16 protein-coding genes and 1 other annotated feature are annotated in these 21,891 nt (G+C 41.3%); of the genes, 4 read left to right on the top strand and 12 right to left on the bottom strand.

Annotation, left to right across the window (positions count from 1 at the left end):
- Positions 1-39: 39 nt before the first annotated feature.
- From LI162_RS09485 to LI162_RS09495, 3 genes are all read right to left on the bottom strand, one after another.
- A complete protein-coding gene (locus LI162_RS09485; protein WP_055157209.1) occupies positions 40-1,995 on the bottom strand; it encodes a fructose-bisphosphatase class III in 1,956 nt (651 codons plus the stop codon).
- Positions 1,996-2,089: 94 nt separating this feature from the next.
- Positions 2,090-2,848, bottom strand: a complete 759-nt coding sequence (gene dapB / locus LI162_RS09490; RefSeq protein ID WP_155204581.1) for a 4-hydroxy-tetrahydrodipicolinate reductase — start codon at positions 2,846-2,848, stop codon at positions 2,090-2,092.
- A 196-nt stretch (positions 2,849-3,044) separates the two neighbouring features.
- Positions 3,045-3,677: a single-stranded DNA-binding protein gene (locus LI162_RS09495; protein WP_015529603.1), complete on the bottom strand. Its 633-nt coding sequence runs from the start codon at positions 3,675-3,677 to the stop codon at positions 3,045-3,047.
- Between the two features lie 224 nt (positions 3,678-3,901).
- On the opposite strand from LI162_RS09495, the gene typA reads away from it, so the two are divergent.
- A complete protein-coding gene (gene typA / locus LI162_RS09500) occupies positions 3,902-5,731 on the top strand; it encodes a translational GTPase TypA (protein WP_015529602.1) in 1,830 nt (609 codons plus the stop codon).
- A 208-nt stretch (positions 5,732-5,939) separates the two neighbouring features.
- Entirely contained in the window at positions 5,940-6,500 is a 561-nt protein-coding gene (hpf, locus tag LI162_RS09505; protein WP_015529601.1) for a ribosome hibernation-promoting factor, HPF/YfiA family, read from the top strand.
- 128 nt (positions 6,501-6,628) lie between these two features.
- Here hpf and LI162_RS09510 read toward each other — a convergent pair whose 3' ends face one another.
- Positions 6,629-7,285 (bottom strand): YigZ family protein, encoded by a 657-nt coding sequence (locus tag LI162_RS09510; protein ID WP_020436449.1) that lies wholly within the window; start codon positions 7,283-7,285, stop codon positions 6,629-6,631.
- Between the two features lie 194 nt (positions 7,286-7,479).
- On the opposite strand from LI162_RS09510, the gene LI162_RS09515 reads away from it, so the two are divergent.
- A complete protein-coding gene (locus LI162_RS09515) occupies positions 7,480-10,053 on the top strand; it encodes a transglycosylase domain-containing protein (protein ID WP_173021132.1) in 2,574 nt (857 codons plus the stop codon).
- A 125-nt stretch (positions 10,054-10,178) separates the two neighbouring features.
- Here the strand turns inward: LI162_RS09515 and LI162_RS09520 are convergent, their stop codons facing one another.
- Positions 10,179-11,498: a chloride channel protein gene (locus LI162_RS09520; protein ID WP_055148248.1), complete on the bottom strand. Its 1,320-nt coding sequence runs from the start codon at positions 11,496-11,498 to the stop codon at positions 10,179-10,181.
- Between the two features lie 288 nt (positions 11,499-11,786).
- Entirely contained in the window at positions 11,787-12,821 is a 1,035-nt protein-coding gene (locus LI162_RS09525; RefSeq protein WP_015529598.1) for a bile acid:sodium symporter family protein, read from the bottom strand.
- Between the two features lie 93 nt (positions 12,822-12,914).
- Positions 12,915-13,161, bottom strand: a binding site (T-box leader).
- 423 nt (positions 13,162-13,584) lie between these two features.
- Between LI162_RS09525 and LI162_RS09530 the strand changes: the two genes are divergently transcribed.
- Positions 13,585-14,943 (top strand): MATE family efflux transporter, encoded by a 1,359-nt coding sequence (locus LI162_RS09530; RefSeq protein ID WP_055172020.1) that lies wholly within the window; start codon positions 13,585-13,587, stop codon positions 14,941-14,943.
- A gap of 101 nt (positions 14,944-15,044) precedes the next feature.
- On the opposite strand, the gene LI162_RS09535 is transcribed toward LI162_RS09530, so the two are convergent.
- The 6 genes from LI162_RS09535 to larE all read right to left on the bottom strand — a co-directional run bounded on the left by LI162_RS09535 (position 15,045) and on the right by larE (position 21,821).
- Complete coding sequence (locus LI162_RS09535; RefSeq protein WP_015529587.1) at positions 15,045-15,980, bottom strand: ROK family glucokinase; 936 nt, start codon at positions 15,978-15,980, stop codon at positions 15,045-15,047.
- Between the two features lie 86 nt (positions 15,981-16,066).
- Complete coding sequence (gene hprK, locus LI162_RS09540; RefSeq protein ID WP_054752311.1) at positions 16,067-16,996, bottom strand: HPr(Ser) kinase/phosphatase; 930 nt, start codon at positions 16,994-16,996, stop codon at positions 16,067-16,069.
- Positions 16,997-17,156: 160 nt separating this feature from the next.
- Positions 17,157-19,010, bottom strand: a complete 1,854-nt coding sequence (uvrC, locus tag LI162_RS09545; RefSeq protein ID WP_055172017.1) for an excinuclease ABC subunit UvrC — start codon at positions 19,008-19,010, stop codon at positions 17,157-17,159.
- Entirely contained in the window at positions 18,997-20,223 is a 1,227-nt protein-coding gene (gene larC / locus LI162_RS09550) for a nickel pincer cofactor biosynthesis protein LarC (protein ID WP_015529583.1), read from the bottom strand. Before larC ends, uvrC begins: the two co-directional genes overlap by 14 nt.
- Positions 20,220-20,984 (bottom strand): nickel pincer cofactor biosynthesis protein LarB, encoded by a 765-nt coding sequence (gene larB / locus LI162_RS09555; protein ID WP_055161754.1) that lies wholly within the window; start codon positions 20,982-20,984, stop codon positions 20,220-20,222. Before larB ends, larC begins: the two co-directional genes overlap by 4 nt.
- A gap of 15 nt (positions 20,985-20,999) precedes the next feature.
- Positions 21,000-21,821, bottom strand: a complete 822-nt coding sequence (larE, locus tag LI162_RS09560; protein ID WP_227156378.1) for an ATP-dependent sacrificial sulfur transferase LarE — start codon at positions 21,819-21,821, stop codon at positions 21,000-21,002.
- Positions 21,822-21,891: the final 70 nt, after the last annotated feature.

Below are 21,891 nucleotides of genomic sequence, written 5' to 3' on the forward strand. Positions count from 1 at the left end.
GCAATCCTGCCGGAGGCTATAATCAGCATAAACAATTATTTACAGTTTTTCTATAATCTGACCATTTCTGTACGACGCCAGCAGCCATTCAAGATCTTTAATCTGTTCTTTTAATTTCCTTCCAGCGTCGGTGTCACCAACAAGACGTCTCTCGTTCACTCTGGTCACTACCACTGTCTCTGAATGAATGTCATTTTCCTTCTTAATTGCTGCTTCTGTAGACTCAAATGGTTCATGTGCTACCAAAAGTAATCCATACGAATTATAAACCAGCGTGTATCCTGCAATTCCGGTTTCTTTCTGATATGCTCTTGAAAATCCCCCATCAATAACCATTACTTTACCATTACACTTGATCGGACTCTCGCCATCTTTTCTCTTAACCGGCACATGACCATTTACAATGTGTGTATCCTCTTTTGGATCCAATCCAAATTCTATCATGATATTATCCACAACTGTCTCATTTTCAAGCAGAGCATAGTATGGATTTTTCTTTTCTATATGTGTTTCCTTCTCAGCAAGGAAATATCTTTCAAAGGTCGCCATCTTGTTCTTTCCAAATAACGGTGAGTCCGGATGTAGCCAGATATACCACATTGTATCTTTTCCATCTTCCCGCTCCTTTGGATCCAATGCAAAAAATCCTTTTCTCACATAACTTTCCAACACATCATACAAGGCCTTTCCACGATATTTCTTTCCGAAAATTTCTACTTCTTTCAGGTTCCCCTTCGCATCTAACGGTACACATCCATGATACAACAGATTATTGTTATATACCTTATACAAACCACCTTTCGCAAGAAGGAAACGCATATGTTCCTGCAATTTTTCACATCCCACAAAAGCATGCACCAGACGATCCATAATTTCTTCCTCTTCAGAAGTCAGTTTATATGGGTTCTTTGGATCTATTGTCGGGAAATTTGTATCCAGGAGCTTATATTCTTTTCCTTCCAGATTAATCGTACCTTTCTGATAATCAATCTTATGCAGTAACGCACGATTCTCCAAATGGAATCCTTTCTGCCTCTCTATAATCTGGCCTTCTACTTTAAACTGAATAATTGAAATCGCTTTATGTATTCTCAGATTCATCTGCATCTCATCAGATTCCGGTCTGTCAGTGCCTTTCAATTTAAAACAGGTACATGGATCATCCTTGTACATCCTCATAGCAAATGTAGCCAGTGGAAGCAAATTGATACCATAACCATCTTCTATAATATCCAGGTTTCCATATCTGGCGCAGATACGGATCACATTTGCAATGCAGCCCAACTGTCCGGCCGCTGCTCCCATCCATACAACATCATGGTTTCCCCACTGGATATCAACAGAATGATATTTCAGCAGCTTATCCATAATAAGATGCGGTCCCGGTCCTCTGTCATAAATATCACCGACAATATGCAGATGATCCACAACCAGACGCTGGATCAGTTCTGAAATTGCTGCAATAAATTCTTCTGCCCGTCCGATTCTAATGATTGTAGAAATAATTTCATTATAATAGGACTCTTTGTCACTGACTTCCGCTTTCTCGGTAATCAATTCTTCGATCACATAAGAGAAATCCTTCGGCAGTGATTTTCTCACTTTAGATCTTGTATATTTACTTGCTGCACGCTTACTTACTTCTATCAGACGATACAGATTCACTCGATACCAGTCATCCATATTCGACTCCGTCCGCTTCACCTGTTCCATCTTCGCTTTCGGATAGTAAATCAATGTTGCCAGTGCTTTTTTGTCCTTTACACTCATTGTATTACCAAAAACATCTTCAATCTTGCTTCTCACGGCACCAGACCCATTCCTCAGAACATGAGAAAAAGCTTCATCTTCTCCATGTACATCCGTCAGAAAATGTTCTGTCCCCTTCGGAAGGTTTAAAATTGCCTGCAGATTAATAATCTCCGTAGATGCAGCTGCAATTGTCGGATAAAGATCCGACAACCTGTCTAAATAACGGTTTTCCATATTTTCCATATACAATCTCCTCCAGACCCGAAATCTTCCCCTTACAGGGATCTATTTACCGGATCTTGTTCCCGCCGGTTTACCGGCTATTATTCATCCAGTACTAAAACTGAATAACATCCCCCATGTCATACATGCCAGCTGGCTGTCCCGCAAGGAACTTTCCTGCCTCGACTGCACCTTTGGCAAATACGCTTCTTGAATATGCAGTATGTTTAAATTCAATCACTTCATCTGTTCCTGCAAAAATCACCTCGTGTTCTCCTACGATTGTTCCTGCACGAACTGCTGAAATACCAATTTCCTTTGCGTCTCGCTTCTTTCTCACCTGACTTCTGTCATACACATACTCGTATTCATTTCCCATTGCTTCATTAATAGAATCTGCCAATGCAAGTGCCGTTCCGCTTGGCGCATCCAGCTTCTGATTATGGTGTTTCTCAACAAGTTCAATATCATAGCCTGCCGGTGCAAGTACTTTGGCAGCATCTTTCAAAAGTTTCAGTAACAGGTTGATTCCCATTGACATATTCGCAGACTTAAGAACTGCAATCTTCTCAGAACACTCATCTACCTTCTTTAACTGTTCGTCTGAAAGCCCTGTTGTACAAAGAACAACCGGAAGACTCTTCTTCACACAGTAATCTAACAATTCATCTACTGCTCCCGCATTGGAAAAATCAATCACTACATCTACACCCACATCACACTGTGTGATCTTCTCAAATACCGGATAATCATTTGGAATTCCTGTGAACTTGTCGACGCCTGCCGCAATCACTGCATCTTCTTCATTCTTCACAATTTCTGTGATCATGCGTCCCATTTTTCCGTTGCATCCGTGCATTAATATCTTAACCATCTGTATCTTCCTCCTGTATGAAACCTCAAGTATTCCATGATTTTTCAGAACTACTGTCTATCAGCATTACCTGTTTTTTCTTTCATTACACTCTTATTTTCCGAAATATCATATAAAAAAGAATATCACATTTGAGTTGTTATCTCAATATATGATATCCTTTTCACAAAGTTTTAAATAATGAAACAATCCACCCTTAGAATTCTTCCACACACTCCAGTTTACTGACGGAGACCTCATATGCGATTCTTGTCTCTGTTTGTGTCTCTGACAATTTCTTCACATACTCTCTGCTTTGGATTCTTCCGAATATTCTGACATGTTCCCCTACATCAAAGTTTGAAGCATATCTTGCATTTCTCCCCCAGCAGATACATGGAATATAATCAGATTTTCCATACGGTCTGTTCACTGCCAGCAGAATATCTGCAATTTCTCTTCCAAGAGGTGTTTTTCTGTAGACCGGACGCTTACACATATATCCTTCGAGAAGTATATGATTTGTTCTTGCTCCATCCGGTTCTTCCTCGATAAATTCTATTTCTCTCGCAAACACAGAAAGAACCAGTCTGTTTTTTGTCTCCTCATGACGATTATAGGATCTGAACTGACCAGACACCATTAAATATTCTCCACGGCAATCCTGTGTTACGTCAATGAGACGTTCTGATATCATGACCGGAATCCGGTCACAAGAGTTACTTAACCGCTTTACAAGAAGTTCTACCATATAGAAACCTTCTCCAAAGACCTCATGGCTGTATGTAAACTCTGATACCACCTCTCCAATAACTGTCACCTGGTTGTTTTCAATAATCTTATCTGACATAATTTATAATTCTCCCTTCCTCTGGCTGGTATTTTAAGTCATTACCTAATGTATGTCTTATTGTAATGAAATAGAACTATTTTTTACAGAAAAAGTATTCGACCTTTTTCGTACTTGAAATCGAATTCAAACTTTTTCTTGTAAATTTCATTTTTTGTGATAAAATAATGAAGTTATGTTACAGATAAATATTTTTTGTATAATTAAGGAAGAGTGTTTAGATTATGAAAACAAAACGTGAAGATGTGAGAAATGTTGCAATTATCGCCCATGTTGACCATGGTAAGACAACTCTGGTTGACGAGCTTTTAAAACAGAGCGGTGTATTCCGTGAGAATCAGGAAGTAGAAGAACGTGTCATGGACTCTAATGACATTGAGCGTGAACGTGGAATTACAATCCTTTCTAAGAATACTGCCGTTCATTATAATGGTGTTAAGATCAATATCATTGACACACCTGGACATGCTGACTTCGGTGGAGAAGTAGAACGTGTTCTTAAGATGGTAAATGGTGTTGTACTTGTTGTTGATGCATTTGAAGGTGCTATGCCTCAGACAAAATTCGTTCTGAGAAAAGCACTTGAGCTGGAACTTCCTGTTATCGTATGTATCAATAAGATTGACCGTCCGGAAGCAAGACCGGATGCCGTAATTGATGAGGTTCTTGAACTCTTTATCGATCTCGGTGCTTCAGATGAGCAGCTTGAGTGTCCTTTTGTATATGCTTCTGCAAAAGCTGGTGTTGCTGTCCTTGATCTCTCTGACGAGAAACAGGATATGAAACCACTGTTCGAGACAATCCTTGACTACATTCCTGCTCCGGAAGGTGATCCGGAAGCTCCGACCCAGATGCTGATCAGCACGATCGACTACAATGAATATGTTGGTCGTATCGGAGTTGGTAAAGTAGAAAACGGTACAATTTCCGTGAACCAGGATATGGTTGTTGTAAACCATCATGATCCTGACAAACAGCAGCGTGTAAAAATTGGTAAACTCTATGAATTCGACGGACTGAACCGTGTAGAAGTAAAAGAAGCTACAATCGGATCTATTGTTGCTGTATCAGGTATCACAGATATTTCCATCGGAGATACTCTCTGCTCTCCTGAGAATCCGGAAGCCATTCCGTTTCAGAAGATTTCTGAGCCAACAATCTCCATGCAGTTTATCGTAAACGACAGCCCGTTTGCAGGACAGGAAGGTAAATTCGTTACATCCCGTCATCTGCGTGACCGTCTTTTCCGTGAGCTGAACACAGATGTCAGCCTTCGAGTAGAAGAGACAGAAAATGCAGACAGCTTCAAAGTATCCGGTCGTGGTGAGCTTCACCTTTCTGTTCTTATTGAAAACATGCGTCGTGAAGGATACGAGTTTGCAGTAAGTAAAGCTGAAGTTCTGTATCACACAGATGAAAATGGCAAAAAACTTGAGCCTATGGAACTTGCTTATATTGATGTTCCTGATGAGTTCACTGGAATTGTTATTGAAAAACTCGGTCAGAGAAAAGGTGAACTCCGCAATATGACTCCGTCAAATGGTGGATATACTCGTCTCGAATTCCTTATCCCGGCACGTGGACTGATCGGATACCGTGGTGAGTTCATGACAGATACAAAAGGAAATGGTATCATCAACACAAGCTTTGAAGGATATGCACCATACAAAGGAGATATCCAGTATCGTAAGCAGGGATCTCTGATCGCATTTGAGACTGGTGAATCCGTAACTTATGGTCTGTACAGTGCCCAGGAGCGTGGTACTCTCTTCATCGGAGCCGGTGAGAAAGTATATTCCGGTATGGTTATCGGACAGAATGGTAAAGCTGAAGATATCGAACTGAACGTATGTAAGACAAAACATCTTACTAACACACGTTCTTCCAGCGCAGATGAAGCACTTCGTCTGACACCTCCGCGTGTTCTCAGCCTCGAACAGGCACTTGACTTTATTGATACCGATGAACTTCTTGAAGTAACACCGGAAAATCTGCGTATCCGCAAAAAGATTCTGGATTCCAGAATGAGAAAACGCAGCACGATCAATAAATAATATTCGTGTTTGAAACTTATGCTCGCCGATCAAAATAGTATTCATTAATTATCTGATAATTTTAAAATCGTCCTAAAGTTTTGAAAATTTTCATAATTTTAGGACGATTTATTGTATACAGAAAATCTTTTTCATGTTATAATGTAACCATGATACAGAAGTAATCTAATCATTCTTCTGTATAATTTGAACAAAGGAGTTGAGCAGCATGAAATTTATTATCAGCGGAAAAAACATCGAGGTAACACCGGGATTAAAGGATGCTATCGAACAGAAATTAGGAAAACTTGAAAGGTACTTCACTCCTGAAACAGAAATCAATGTAACGCTCAGTGTAGAAAAAGGACGTCAGAAAATTGAGGTAACAATCCCAGTCAAAGGAAATATTATCCGTTCTGAGCAGACAAGCAATGATATGTATGTTTCCATTGATCTTGTAGAAGAGATCATCGAACGCCAGCTTCGCAAATATAAGAACAAACTGGTTGCTCGTAATCAGGGACATCCTACATCATATGCTCCATCAGGTAACAGCTTCAGAAAAGAATTCTTTGATTCAGAAGAAGAGACAACAGAAGACGATGAAGTTCGTATCGTTCGTACAAAGAAGTTTGGTATTAAACCAATGTTTCCAGAAGATGCCTGTGTTCAGATGGAACTTCTCGGACATAACTTCTTCGTATTCTCCAATGCCGAGACTGATGAAGTCAATGTAGTATACAAAAGAAAAGATGGTTCATTTGGTTTGATCGAACCAGAATTCTCATAGAACATATCTATTCAGTATAAGTAGATTTATTGAATGTTATATGACACACACTTAAAGGAAAGGACCCCCTGCCAGATATTCCGGCAGGGGGTCCTTTCTATCTCACAAAACAACATCTTCTATGAGAATCATTCTTCATCAAAAATCTTAATTCCATCTTCTGTCCTTGCAAACCAACAGGTTGTCTCTTCATCCAGAACCACCTGACCGTTTGTCCCTTCCATCAGTTCAGCCCGCAGGCTTCCCATCTCATCTGTTGGAACAAACACTGTCATTTCAACCTTATCTGTGTAAACAGGTTCTAATTGATCCAGATTTCGATTTGCAATCAGATATTGAATTTTTCCCAAATCCGTATAATTCGTCTCAATTCCGAGTTTCACCCCATGAATCCTTGCAATGCTCTCACTGTTCTTCAATCCTTCGATCGTTGCTGCCGTATAAGCCCTGACCAGTCCCCCCGTTCCAAGAAGCGTACCTCCAAAATATCTTGTAACAATTACAAGTACATTCGTCAGTTCTCTCCCACGGATCACCTCCAGAATAGGCTTTCCTGCTGTCCCTGCCGGTTCTCCATCATCACTCATTCTTTCTGCCGCCGGATTCCTTCCTATAATGTAAGCCCAGCAATGATGTCTCGCATCCCAGTACTGCTTTCTTGTCTTCTCTAAAATCTCCATGGCTTCTTCTTCTGATGTGACCGGATGCACTTCTGCAATAAATCTGGATTTCTTTTCAACAATTTCTCCGTCTCCGCCCTTATATATTGTATGGTAGATTTCCATTTTTCAGTCTCCCATTCCTTTTTTTATTTTTGCTATATTTGAAAATATTTCTTTATCTAATATACCATGCTTTTCTATATAAAACTGTATTTTTTCTTAAGATTTTCAGGAAAATTTGAACTTTTCAAATTTACCTTTATTTACATCGGTAAATTTGATATAATCATAGAAGTCAATAAAGGAGGATATTATACGTGAATTACGGAAAATCGAATCTTTCTAGAAGAAAAAAGCGAATTTCTTCTAAAAAGAAAAGGAAAAAGAAGCGAGTCGGCGTACGTTTTTTCAAAGCCCTCATTATTTGTTTTCTGCTTTTGATCGTCATTGGGGCAGCCGGAGTTGGCATATATGTAAAAAAAGTGATTGACAATACACCGGAAGTCACAGCAAAGGACATTATGCCACAGGGCTATACAACGAATATTGTCGATTCCAATGGAACTTTGCTTGAGCAACTCAAAGACTCTGATTCTAACCGTGTTTACAAGAAATATGACGAGATTTCACCATACATGGGAAAAGCTTTTGTTGCGATCGAGGACGAACGTTTCTTCAAGCATAATGGTATTGATATCCAGGGAATTATCCGTGCCGGTGTCAATGGTGTTGCACATGGCTTCCATTTCACAGAAGGAGCCAGCACATTAACCCAGCAGCTGATCAAAAATAATGTATTCCCTAATTTCATCAATGAGAGTAAGTATCAGCGAATTGAACGTAAAATCCAGGAACAGTACCTTGCACTAAAGATTGAAAAAGAGATGAGTAAGGAAGAGATTCTTGAAGCATACATGAACACAATCAATTTAGGTCAGGGATGCCTCGGAGTTCAGACAGCCGCACAGCGTTACTTTAATAAAGATGCAAAAGACCTGACTCTTTCTGAATGTGCAGTTATCGCAGCGATCACTCAGAGTCCATCGAATCTGAATCCTGTCAGCAACCCGGAGAATAATGCAAAAAGACGGGAAAAAGTACTGAAAAACATGAAGGAACAAGGCTCTATCACAAAGGATGAATACGATGAGGCTATGGCTGATAATGTATATGACCGCATTTCCGAAACAGCGTCAAATACAACTGCATCCAAACCTTACACTTATTTCATCGATGCTGTCATAAATCAGGTTGTAGATGATCTTGTAACTGAGAAGAGTTATACAGAAACACAGGCATATAATCTGCTCTATAGCGGCGGCCTTACGATCAACGTTACACAGGATGCTGATATTCAGGCCATCTGTGATGACGAAGTTGCTAATGTAGGGGATTATCTCAATGGTGATACAGAATATGGGCTTGATTACGCACTTACTATCCACAGGGCAGATGGTTCTTCTGAGAACTACAGCAAAGAACAACTTGCTTCTTATATTCAGACTGAATGGGGATATGACACTCCTCTTCTCTACGGTTCTGAAGAAGCTGCACAGGAAGCAATTGATGCATTTAAATCAACGCTCAATATCAATGAGGCTGACGGAGACACTGTTGATGAGAGAATTGAGCTCTCACCTCAGCCGCAGGCTTCTGTTGTTGTGATGGATCAGTATACCGGACAGGTGAAAGCCATCGTCGGTGGACGCGGCGAGAAGAAATCCAGTCTTTCTCTAAACCGTGCCACAGATTCTGCAAGACAGCCTGGATCCTGTTTCAAGATTCTTGCTGCTTATGCACCGGCACTTAACGAGGGAAAGATCACTCTTGCAACAACAATTGATGATGAAGAATATGAATATAAAAACGGACAGTCCGTAAACAACTGGGATAAAAAATATATCGGTCCGACACGTGTCCGTTATGGAATCGAACATTCTATGAACGTCCTTGCCGTTAAGACATTAACTGACTATGTTGGTGAAACGGAAAGTTATGATTATCTTCTTGATTTTGGATTTACAACACTGACTGAAGATGATAAATATTCACAGGCGAAAGCTCTTGGTGGTATCACAAACGGTGTATATAATATCGAGATGACAGCTGCCTATGCAGCAATTGCCAATGGTGGAACTTACATGAAACCGATTCTTTACACACAGGTTCTGGATCATGAAGGAAATGTTCTTCTCGATAACACAACCCCTGAGACACATGAAGTCTTAAAAGACTCCACTGCTTATCTTCTGACAAGTGCAATGGAAGACGTTGTCAACGGTGCCGGTGGAACCGGTGGTTCTGCAAGACTGAGCAACATGCCTGTTGCCGCTAAAACAGGTACCAGCCAGGAAAGCCGTGACTTGTGGATTTCAGCATTTACGCCTTATTATACAGCGTCTGTATGGGGTGGATATGATGAGCATAAGACAATGGACAGATTAAGCCAGAACTGGCATCAGAAACTCTGGAGAAATATCATGGAACGTATCCAGGATACAAAAGGCCTTGAGTACAAGGACTTTGAAATTCCATCCTCTGTCGAAGAAAAGACGGTTTGTACAGAGACAGGACTCCTTGCCGCAAGCAGTTGTCCTGCTATTACAGAGTATTTCTCAAAAGACAATGCTCCGACAAAGAGCTGTAGTGGTCATTATGTTGCGCCATCAGAAGACTTTGAGGAAGATGATACCGAGAGTTCTGATGAAACCACACCTGCTACAGGTACCGATTCTTCCGGAACAACGTCATCACCGGATTCTTCCTCTGGTGGAACAACAACCGACCCCACTGCCGGCGGAGACTCTGGTGGAACAACCGGAACAACTACAGGTGATACTTCCGGCAGCACTACTGGTGGCGACACTGGAAGTGGAAGTACCACTCAATAAGTAAGTTATGCGCCGCAAGGCACACCTAAAAAGGAGAGGCTATACAAAACGCCTCTCCTTTTCGCATACTTATATAACTGATTGCTCTTGTCATCCTGTCCGTATCTCTCTGATACAATATTCTGCTATCTTGTTTTACGGTTAATATATCTTGCTTTATATTTAGAATATACAATCGTCTGATCTTTATATAAACTATAATATCCGGAAACCGCATAGCTGATTGATATCGCGATCAGATAATATGCTGCTCCTGAAAATCCAAACAGTTCGAATGAAATCAGCATTGCCGTAATCGGACAGTTCGTCACTCCGCAGAAAAGTGCAACCATGCTGGCTGCCGCTGCTAATTCCGGTGAAAATCCAAGTATTCCACCGGCAACACATCCAAATGTTGCACCAATACTGAATGCCGGTACAATCTCACCACCACGATATCCTGCCCGCATCGTAAGTGCTGTAAGTAACATTTTCCATAAAAAATCAAGTGGTCTTGCTTCACCCTTTTCAATAGCTCTTGCAATCAATCCACTACCTGCTCCCATATAATCTTTTGTATTCAGACATATTGTGAGCAGAATGATCACTCCTGCTGCAACAACAATTCTAATATACGGATTTTTCAGATACTTTGTATACAACTGCCCCACTGTTTTTAGCAAGATACAGAATAGAATACTTAAAATCCCACACCCCACTGCGATCAGTGCCATCTTAAGTCCTGTCTCCACAGTAAGTCCCGGGATAGAATGTACCGGAAATGTCTCCGGATCAATCCCCATTCCTGTTGCAAACTCTGCTGCAATAATAGATGCGATCACGCACGGAAGAAGTGCTGCATAATACATTACCCCCACGCTCACAACTTCCATCGCAAAAACTGCTGCTGCCATCGGTGTTCCAAACACAGCTGCAAATGCTGCACTCATTCCACACATAATCATCACATGGTGATCAAATTCATCTAAATGAGCCAGTTTTCCAAGCCAATTTCCAATACTTCCACCAAACTGTATCGACGCACCTTCTCTTCCTGCCGAACCGCCGGTAAGATGCGTCAATAATGTTGACACAAAAATCAATGGTGCTGACAGAAACGGAACATCATCCTTTGATTTAATTGTAGCAAGTACCTGATTCGTTCCTCCATCCTGCCTTCCTATCTTCTCATACATAAATACAATCAGAACTCCTGCAACCGGCAAAAGCATAAAAATCCAATTATGTGTATCCCTGTATTCCGTTGCTGCCTTGATACATCCTGCAAATACTGCACTCGCACCGCCTACAACCAGACCTGTCAAAACAGAAAGCCCCATCCATTTCAGAAAATTTCCCGTGTTCTGTCGGATCCTTTCATAATAATACTTTATTACTATTTTTGTATCATGAGAATGTTTTCGTTTTCCCATCTCCGCATTTTCTGTATTTTCTTTTTCTTCCATTTACATTTCCCCTCTTGTATTTCTCTTTTATTCCGAACTCTGATTACTTTCTTATGTTCAGATAGAATCCCTTGCCTTATTTATTATAAAATGATTTTCCTCACCATGCAACACAGAAAAAAGGATGGTTTTCTCACATTCGAACGTTTCTTGTTCGTTGTGTCAAACCATCCTCTAAATCAATTATTCTTCTTATACGGTGATATGAGTGTCAAAAGTAAATTTTGCCACTCACTGATGTAACCGGATTGCTCCATTGCTATGCAATTCCCGCAATCCTCGAACACATCATACTGCTTCTTCTTTTGTATTCACACTCTTGGATTCTCTGTCCTCTTTGAATTTATCATAATATGCAAACATTCCTGCAAGGAGTGTTCCTGAAATAGAATGCCATGTACAAGATACTGCACAGATGATTGCTGACTCCGGTGTGGATGCAAACTGTGCTGTTGTTGTTGCAAGGTTTGTTGCAAGTCCTGCATTCTGCATACCTACCTCGATCGAGATTGTTCTCTTCTTCGCTGTATTCATTCCTGTGAGTTTACCAGCTCCGTATCCAAGCAGATATCCAAGTCCATTATGAAGAAATACTGCTACGAAGATTACAACACCGGACTCAAAGAATTTGCTTCCCTGTGAAGATACTACACCGCCGACAACGCATGCAAGTCCAAGTACTGCAATACCAGGCATAATTTTCTGAAGTTCTTTGAATGTTTTATTTTTTCCTAACAGATAGTTAAGTAAGAATCCTACTGCTACCGGGAAGATAACTGTTTCAATAATGGATACAAACATAGGTAATCCTTTGATTGAAATATGTGTACCACTTGCCAGCAGTGAAACCATAAGTGGTGTCATAACTGGTGAGAGCAGTGTTGAAACTGTTGTCATTCCTACGGAAAATGCTACGTCTCCTCCACACAGATAAGACATAATATTGGATGACACACCACCAGGACAACATCCGACAAGGATCAGTCCCAAAGCGATTCCATCCGGAAGATTCAATGCCTTTGTCAGTGCAAATGCAAGGAATGGCATAATCAGATACTGAGCGATTGCTCCGATGCAGATGTCAAACGGTCTCTGCGCCAGAATCTTAAAATCCTCTGTTGTTAATGTCAGACCCATACTAAACATGATCACTCCGATAATAATAGACTGACAGGTAAATTTATTGGATACCGGATCGACAAACAAAGCGTTGTTAACCCATCCCATCATTGTCGGGACAAAGAATGTCACTACTGCAATGGCAATAACAACCACTGAAGTATAATCTGATAAAAATTTGCTGACTTTTTGTAATGCTTTCATTACAATACCTCCTTAGGATTCTTGTTCACCTAAAATTTGTATTCTTCTTGAGATATATTCAAAGAAAAAAGTCCCTTTCCAGAACTCAATCTGAAAAGGGACGAATATAATCCGCGTTACCACCCTAATTCCGCAAAAATTAATTCTGCGACACTTCACATACCAACATATGCTATCCATATAACGGTGGATCCCGGCGAGGTTTACTTGCAACATGTTCATCTGCTTTCAGCCCGCTTCTTAGAGAGGATATCCTTACCCGGTTATTGTCTGTTCACACCAGCCACAGACTCTCTGAAAATAATGACGGATACGGTTTTGTTCTCATCAACGAATTTTGGTGAACTGTATTTTGTTTACTCTGACATTATAGTCCTCTGAAATCAGAAATCAAGAGTCTATTTTAATCTTTTTCTTGATTTATTTTAATCTTTTTGTCGTAAAAATTTATTTTCAAGGCTTAAATTCATCTGAAAAAATAAAAGAATCATTGAAAAAAAATTATTGTTTTTCCTGTTGTTTCCCCGCACTTTTCATGCTACACTGTATATAAGAATCATCGGATTTTAACCAGAAAACAGATAGTTACTGTTCACTCCCGTGTGAACAGTAACAACAGCTACGGGTGTTTGGGGCATCCAAAAGGTTTATTAATGCACAATACAATACGTTATTTTTCATTGCTTTCTTTTGGAAGTGATGTTTTTTTTATGATTTTATCTGTTTTCTTTCATTATTTTATCTGGTAAAGGAGTATTAGGGAATGAGTAATGAAATAGCGAAAAGACGAAATCGAACAATTGAAATGACTCAGGGATCTCTTTGGAAAAACATGTTTTTCTTCAGTGTTCCTCTTATGTTTTCCCAGATTTTGGAAGTGATGTTCAACTTAAGTGATGTCGCTGTTGTCGGACATTTTGCAGATTACAAAGCACTTGGTTCTGTCGGCTCGACAACTACACTTGTCACACTGTTCACGGGACTTCTGATCGGGCTCGGAAGTGGTGTCAACGTCCAGGTTGCCAATAAACTCGGTGCCGGTGATAAGAAAGCTACAAAAGAAACCATTCACTCTGCACTCATTATCTGTGCAGCGGCAGGTATTTTTGTCTGTCTGATCTGTCTGCTTTTTGCAGGACCAATGCTTTCCATGATGAATACAAAGCCCGAACTGCTCGATCAGGCTGTTCTCTACATGAAAGTTTTTGCACTTGGCATGCCTGCCACGGCAGTTTATAATTTCGGCAACGGTGTCTTAAGCGCCCGTGGGGATACAAAGCGTCCGATGTATTACCTTGCATTTGCCGGAATACTTAATGTCCTATTGAATCTGATCTTTGTTATCGTATTCCATATGGCTGCTGTCGGAGTTGCTACTGCCAGTGCAATCGCACAGTACGTTTCAGGAGGATTGATCCTGATCCATCTGATGCGACGCGATGATGAATGTAAAGTTCGTCTGCGCAATCTGCGTTATCATAACATTTATGGAAAAGGAGTTCTTTATCTCGGTGTTCCATCCGGTCTTCAGAATGCGATTTTCGCGATTGCAAACCTTTTTGTTCAATCCGGAGTCAACTCCTTTGATGCGATCATGGTTTCCGGAAATGCTGCAGCTGCGAATGCAGACAATCTGATTTACAATGTTATGTTTGCCTTCTATGTGGCCTGTTCCAGTTTCATGAGCCAGAACTGGGGAGCCGGGAATAAAGAAAGAATGAAAAAATGCTATCTCGTAACACTTACTTATTCTTTCAGTGCAGGCCTGCTTCTCGGAGGAGCACTCTTCTTCTTTGGGCGCCCATTCTTGTCTCTGTTTGCCACAGAACCAGCCGTTATCGCAGCTGGTATGCATAGAATTAGGATTATGGGATTCTCCTATGCATTCAGCGCCTTTATGGACTGTGCGATTGCATCTTCCAGAGGAATCGGCAAGAGCATTGCTCCTACATTTATTGTAATCATGGGATCCTGTGTATTTCGTATTATATGGATCTATACGGTATTTGCTTACTTCCATACAATTCCATCTCTGTATCTGCTGTACATCTTCTCCTGGGGACTCACAGCGATTGCAGAAACCATATACTTTAAAGTTAGTTTCAAAAAAGTGCTTGCATAATAGATTTTCCAAAAAAAGAGGGGTTTTCACAGATATCCAACATCTGTAAAAATCTCCTCTTTTTTCTTTCTACTATTTATTCTGCACTTGTTATACTTTTATCAATCCTCAAGTACCAGCTTAGCTGCTCCGCAGATTCCTGCATCATTTCCAAGAGTAGCAAGCTTGAACTTCACATTCTTATTTGCAAAGAACGCTTTTTCCATAAATGGTTTTTCGATAAATGAAAGCAGAACTTCTCCTGCTTTGGACACTCCGCCACCAATTACAAATACAGCCGGATCCAGTACTGCTGCCATATCTGCCATTGCATGTCCTAAGTAATTTCCCATCTCTGTCGCAACTTCAATCGCAACTTCGTCTCCTTCTTTGACTGCATCGAAAACAGCTTTTGCAGAAAGATCTTCTTTTGTCAGAATTGTTGCACGTGTCTCATGCTCCATCTTCTTTCTTGCAAGACGAGAGATACCTGTTGCTGATGCATACTGCTCCAGACATCCGTGTCCGCCACATCCGCAAGTATCTGTCTCTTCCAGATTCACACACATATGACCAATCTCTCCACCTGCTCCGTTCTCTCCCGTCAGGATCTTTCCATTGATGATAATGCCACCTCCAACACCTGTTCCAAGTGTGACCATGATCATATTGCGGTAACCAACACCGCCGCCTTTCCACATCTCGCCAAGTGCTGCGACATTCGCATCATTTCCAAACTCTGCTGTCAATCCTGTCAGTTCTTCCAGCTCTTTCTTTGCATTCTTATATTTCCAGCCAAGATTCGCAGAACCGTTGACAATTCCATCTACAGTAACAGGAGCCGGCACACCGACACCGATTCCAAGAACCTGTTCTTTCTCAATGCCGTGCTGCTCTAACTTACCATTGATTGCTTCTGCAACATCCGGAAGAATCGCCGCACCTTCATTCTCAGTTCTTGTCACGATCTCCCATTTCTCTACAATAGCACCTGCCTCACTGAACAGACCAAGTTTAACCGTTGTTCCCCCGATATCAACACCAAAACAATATTTCATAAATCTATCTCCGTTTCTTTTTATATTTCACATAAGAATGCGGTACTCTGTAACATTTGTACCGCATCCTCTGTTTCTCTTTTGTTTTATTTTCTTCTCTTTGCCAGATTCTCCTGCACACGTTTGTACAATTCCTGTGCGGCGTTGTATCCCATCTGCTTCTGTCTGTGGTTAACTGCAGCAGATTCTACGATGATCGCCAGATTACGTCCCGGACGGATCGGAATATTATGGCAGACAACTCGGTTTCCAAGGAATTCTGTATATTCCTCCTCCAGACCAAGTCTGTCGTATTCTTTCTCTCTGCTCCAGTCTTCCAGAGTAATGACCAGATCGATATTCTGTGTTTCTCTTACGCTCTGTACACCGAACATAGACTTTACATCCACGATTCCGATACCACGCAGCTCGATAAAATGTCTTGTGATATCCGGTGCAGAACCAACCAGTGTATCGTCACTGACTTTGCGGATCTCAACCACATCATCCGTCACAAGACGATGTCCACGCTTGATCAGTTCAAGAGCTGCTTCGCTCTTACCGATTCCACTTTCTCCCATGATCAGAACTCCGACACCATATACGTCAACAAGCACTCCATGAATGGAAATGCACGGAGCAAGTTTTACATTCAGCCAACGGATCAGTTCTCCCATAAAGGAGGATGTCTTCTTACATGTACCGAATACCGGAATATCATTTTTCTGAGCAATCTCAATGAAGCTTTCATCCGGCTGAAGTTCATTGCTGAAAATAATACATGGTACTTTATGTTCCAGAAGTTTCTGATAAATCTCAACTCTTTTCTCTTCTTCCAAAGTCTCCAGATAGGCACACTCTACATTCCCTATAATCTGTACACGATTCAGATCAAAATGATCGAAAAATCCTGCCAACTGAAGTGCCGGTCTGTTCACATCCGGAACAAGAACTTCACGTTCTGTGATATCTACTTCCGGAGTGAGATTTTTCAGATTCATCTTTTCAACGATATCGGTTAATTTCACACCACTCATCTTGTAATCTCCTTTTCCTGTATCTCTTTTCGTTTCAGACATGCTGCCTTGATAAGCTCAAGAGATATATGATACTTACTGCTCGCATAAATCCAACATTTCTCTACATGTCCCATCGCCTGTACATAAGTATATCATGATTTTCTTTTCGATAAAACCCTTAATCATGAAAGAATTGATAAACCGATTCTGCTGCCTTCTCATTCATTGACGGAAGCTGCGCCAGTTCTTCTACTGTTGCGCTCCGGATTGCATCCAGGCTCAGATAATGCCGCATCAATGCCTTTCTTCTGGCCGGACCGATTCCTTCAATATCATCCAAAACGGAATGTACCTGCCCTTTGCCACGCAGCTGCCTGTGGAACTCGATTGCAAACCGATGGGCTTCATCCTGAATTCTTGTGATCAGTTTAAATGCTTCTGAATTGCGGTCAATCGGGATTTCCACATTATTATAATATAATCCTCTTGTTCTATGATTGTCATCTTTCACCATACCACAGACCGGAATATTCAGCTTCAACTCATCAAGCACCTGCAATGCAATATTTACCTGTCCACGGCCTCCATCCATCAGAATTAAATCCGGAAATGTTGTAAATTTCCCAGCTTCCGCATTCTCCTCACGTTCTTTTAATCCATGTGTAAAACGACGCGTAAGAACTTCTCGCATGCTCGCATAATCATCTGGTCCTTTCACGCTCTTGATTTTGAACTTCCTGTAATCATTCCGCTTTGGTTTTCCTTTCTCATAGACAACCATAGAGCCTACCGATTCGAAACCATTTGTATTAGAAATATCATATGCTTCCATACGGACGATCTTTTCCAGCCCCAGTAAAGATGCTATCTCCTTCACTGCACCAATCGTACGTCCTTCTTCCCTCTTTAGCCGCTCTTTATCTTTAGACAGAACCATCCTCGCATTCTCTTCCGCCAGTTCTACCAGCTTTTCTTTTGTACCTTTCTTCGGCACACGGATCGTTACTTTCTGCCCCTTCTTCGCGCTCAGCCAGGATTCAAGAAGTTCCTGCTCTTCGATTTCTTCCGGCAGCATCAGCTCACCTGGAAGAAAAGGGGTTCCTGCATAATACTGTTTGATAAAACTGTTCAGAATTTCAGATTTTTTATCCTCTTCGCTGATTCTCAGATAGAAATGGTCTCTTCCGATCAATCTTCCGCCACGGATAAAAAAGACCTGTACAACTGCATCCTCGTCCTGGCATGCAACTGCCATGACATCTCTGTCTTCCCCACTGGAATCTGTAATCTTCTGTTTCTGAGCCACCTTTTTTACACTATTTAATAACTCTCTATATTCGATTGCTTTCTCAAATTCCAGTGCCTCCGAAGCGGCCATCATCTTATCTTCCAGATCTTTTAAAATCATATCAAAATTTCCATTTAGAAAACGGATCACCTCATCAATGGATTTCCGGTATTCTTCCTGAGAAATATATCCCTGACACGGCGCCTCACACTGCTTGATATGATAATTCAGACACGGACGCTCTTTTCCAATGTCTTTTGGAAGTGAACGATTACAGCTTCTTATATGATACAGCTTATGGATCAGATCAATTGTGTCACGCACTGCCTGTGAGCTTGTATAGGGGCCGAAATAACGTGCTTTATCTTTTTTCATCTGACGTGCCAGCATAATGCGTGGATATGCTTCACCGGTTGTTACTTTTATAAACGGATACGCTTTGTCATCCATAAGCATCGTATTATATTTGGGCCGATGTTCCTTGATCAGATTACATTCCAGAACAAGTGCTTCCAGTTCCGAATCTGTCACAATATATTCAAAGCGGCGGATATGTGTTACCATCTGTTCGATCTTAACCCCTTTATTCCTGCTGCTTTGAAAATACTGCCGCACACGGTTTTTCAGGCTGATTGCTTTTCCGACATAGATAATCTGATCCGTCTCATCATGCATCAGATAGACTCCCGGCCTTCCCGGAAGCTTTTTTAATTCTTCCTGTATATTAAAATTATAATTTTCCATAGATCCTATTTCTTGCCTCTGCTACAGACCAGCTATGTTCTTCTGCAATTTTGGAAACATCATCATACTCGAGTTTTTCTTTCACCACTCCATATCCGGATGCTCTCTTCACATGAACGGTTCCATATTCTGTCTGCACTTCGTCTATTTTCCGCTTAAGTCCATATCTTCTACAAAAATACTCTCTGACACCAAGTGTTGAAGTGTGTTTGAATATCAGCTGTAGAAAATACTCTTTCTGCTCTGCCCTGCACATACATGTAAGCAGAATCCCCGGCCGGTTTTTCTTCATTTGAATGGAGGATGTGTAAACATCCAATGCGCCTTCTTTGATCAGAAGCTCTGTCGCATACCCGATTTCCTCCGAAGTCATATCATCCAGATTACAGCACAGTTCCAAAATTTCTTCTTCTACCTTGTCTTGCGTTTCTCCAAGAATCGCACGCACACAGTTCAGTCTTTCATACTCTCTTTTTCCAAAACCATAACCGATTTCTTCCATCTGCAGAACCGGCATCTGTTCATACTTTTTAACAAAATGCTTCAGAAGTGCGGCTCCTGTCGGTGTACAGAATTCTCCCTCCAGGTCTCCTGCATACATTGGAATTTCTTTCATCAGATACGCTGTTGCCGGTGCTGGCACCGGAAGGATTCCATGTGCACATTTCACATGACCATATCCGACACGAACCGGTGACGCAAGAATCTGATCCACCTGAAGTTCATTCAGCAAATAGCAGACAGCCACAACATCAGCCACTGCATCCATCGTCCCAACCTCATGGAAATGGATTTCATCCATGCGCTGACCATGCGCCTTTCCTTCCGCCTTTGCAATCAATTTATAAACTGCAACTGCGTCCTGTTTTACCTGATCTTCAATTTTTAACCGATTGATCAGACGAACGATCTGAGACATTGAGTGATGTCCGTGTTCTTGTGTATGCTTCTCTGGTTCTTCTGATTTATGTCCGATCTGCTCTTCCGTCTGCATATGAGGATTCTCTTCTTCCTGTCCTTTCACAAACACGCGGACCTGATATCCTCTGATTCCGCCTCTTGTACACGCCACCAACTGATATTTTACCCCCGGGATTTTCAGATCATTCAACTTTTTCACCTGTTTTACAGGTTCTGAAAACAACTGCAATAATGAAGCCGTCAGCATATCCCCTGCTGCTCCCATCCCACAGTCTAAATATAATATCCTCATTCCTTCGTTCTCCTCTCTATGTGATTGATCCGGCTTGCAAGAAATCCCGCGCCAAATCCATTATCGATATTTACAACACTCACTCCGCTTGCACAAGAATTCAACATAGAAAGAAGCGCTGATACGCCACCGAAAGATGCTCCATATCCAACACTTGTCGGAACTGCGATCACCGGGCAATCCACCAGTCCTCCAATCACACTGGCGAGTGCTCCTTCCATTCCAGCTACAGCAATAATGACACGAGCTTCCATTAATTCGTCGAGATGTCCAAGCAGACGATGTACTCCTGCGACGCCTACATCATATAAACGGATCACTTCATTTCCAAGTGTCTCTGCTGTTCTTGCAGCCTCTTCTGCAACAGGGATATCGCTTGTCCCGCCTGTTGCCACAACTATTTTCCCGTCTCCATCCTTTATTGGAGCTTCGCCTATAAACCCAATCCGGCTGACTTCGTCATATTGAAGTTCCAGGTGTTCTCCCACGTAAATCGCTGACTCCTTATTCATTCTTGTGATCAGGACTGCTTTCTGTCCCTTTTCCTTCATTGCTTCTGCAATCCGGAAAATCTGTTCCGGTGTCTTTCCTTCTCCATAAATCACTTCTGCCACACCCTGGCGCATGGCTCTGTGATGGTCAATCTTGGCAAAACCAAGATCTTCAAAAGGCTCTTCTTTTAACTTCAAAGCTGCCTGTTCTACATCCATTGTTCCGGATGCTACCTGTCTTAAAAGATCTATCATTTCCTTTTGTTCCATCTTTTTCGCCTCATTCTAATTCTTCTTATCCAGGGTTTCATTCATACTTCCCATTCTGTACCCTGTTAGATCCATTGTAACATAAGTGAATCCGAACTGCTTAAATTGTTTTACAATATCCTCACGGACTTCTTCCTGAAGCAACTTCAAAAACTCTTCCGGCATTACTTCGATCCTCGCCATCCTTCCATGCATACGGACACGAAATTGCCGGAAGCCATGTTCAAGCAATAACTGTTCTGCGTTTTCCACCATGATCAACTTCTCTTTGCTGATTGTTTCTCCGTATACAAATCTTGAAGCCAGACAGGCAAAAGATGGCTTTTCCCAGGTTGAAAGTCCCATCTCTTTTGACAATTCACGAATCTCCGCTTTTGTAAGTCCTGCTTCGCGCAGTGGACTTTTTACTCCTAATTTCGCCACAGCCTGAAGCCCCGGTCTGTAGTCGCCAAGATCATCCATATTAGAACCTTCTGCAACATAAGCAATTTCATTTTTCTCTGCAATTGCTCCAATCTTTTCAAACAGTGCATGCTTGCATAAATAACATCTGTTCGGTGGGTTCTGAGAAAATCCTTCAATCTTCATTTCATCCACCTGACAGACCTTATGACGGATATCTTCTTTTTTGCAAAATGCAATTGCCTCATTTAGTTCTCTCTTTGGAAAGGAACCGGATTGTACTGTGATCGCCATCACATTATCTCCCAATATCTCATGTGCCACCTTTAATAAAAATGTAGAATCAACTCCACTGGAAAATGCAATCGCAACACTGTCCAGTTCTTTTATGTACTCTTTTAAATGTGCTAATTTATTATGTAATTCATCCTGCATCTTTTTCCTCCTGTCTTGTTACTGTTCACACGATGTGCGACCAGCAACGCATCTCGCCATTTTAAATCGC

The organism is Mediterraneibacter sp. 210702-DFI.3.120 (assembly GCF_020561005.1).
Classification (GTDB): Bacteria; Bacillota; Clostridia; order Lachnospirales; family Lachnospiraceae; genus Mediterraneibacter; species Mediterraneibacter faecis.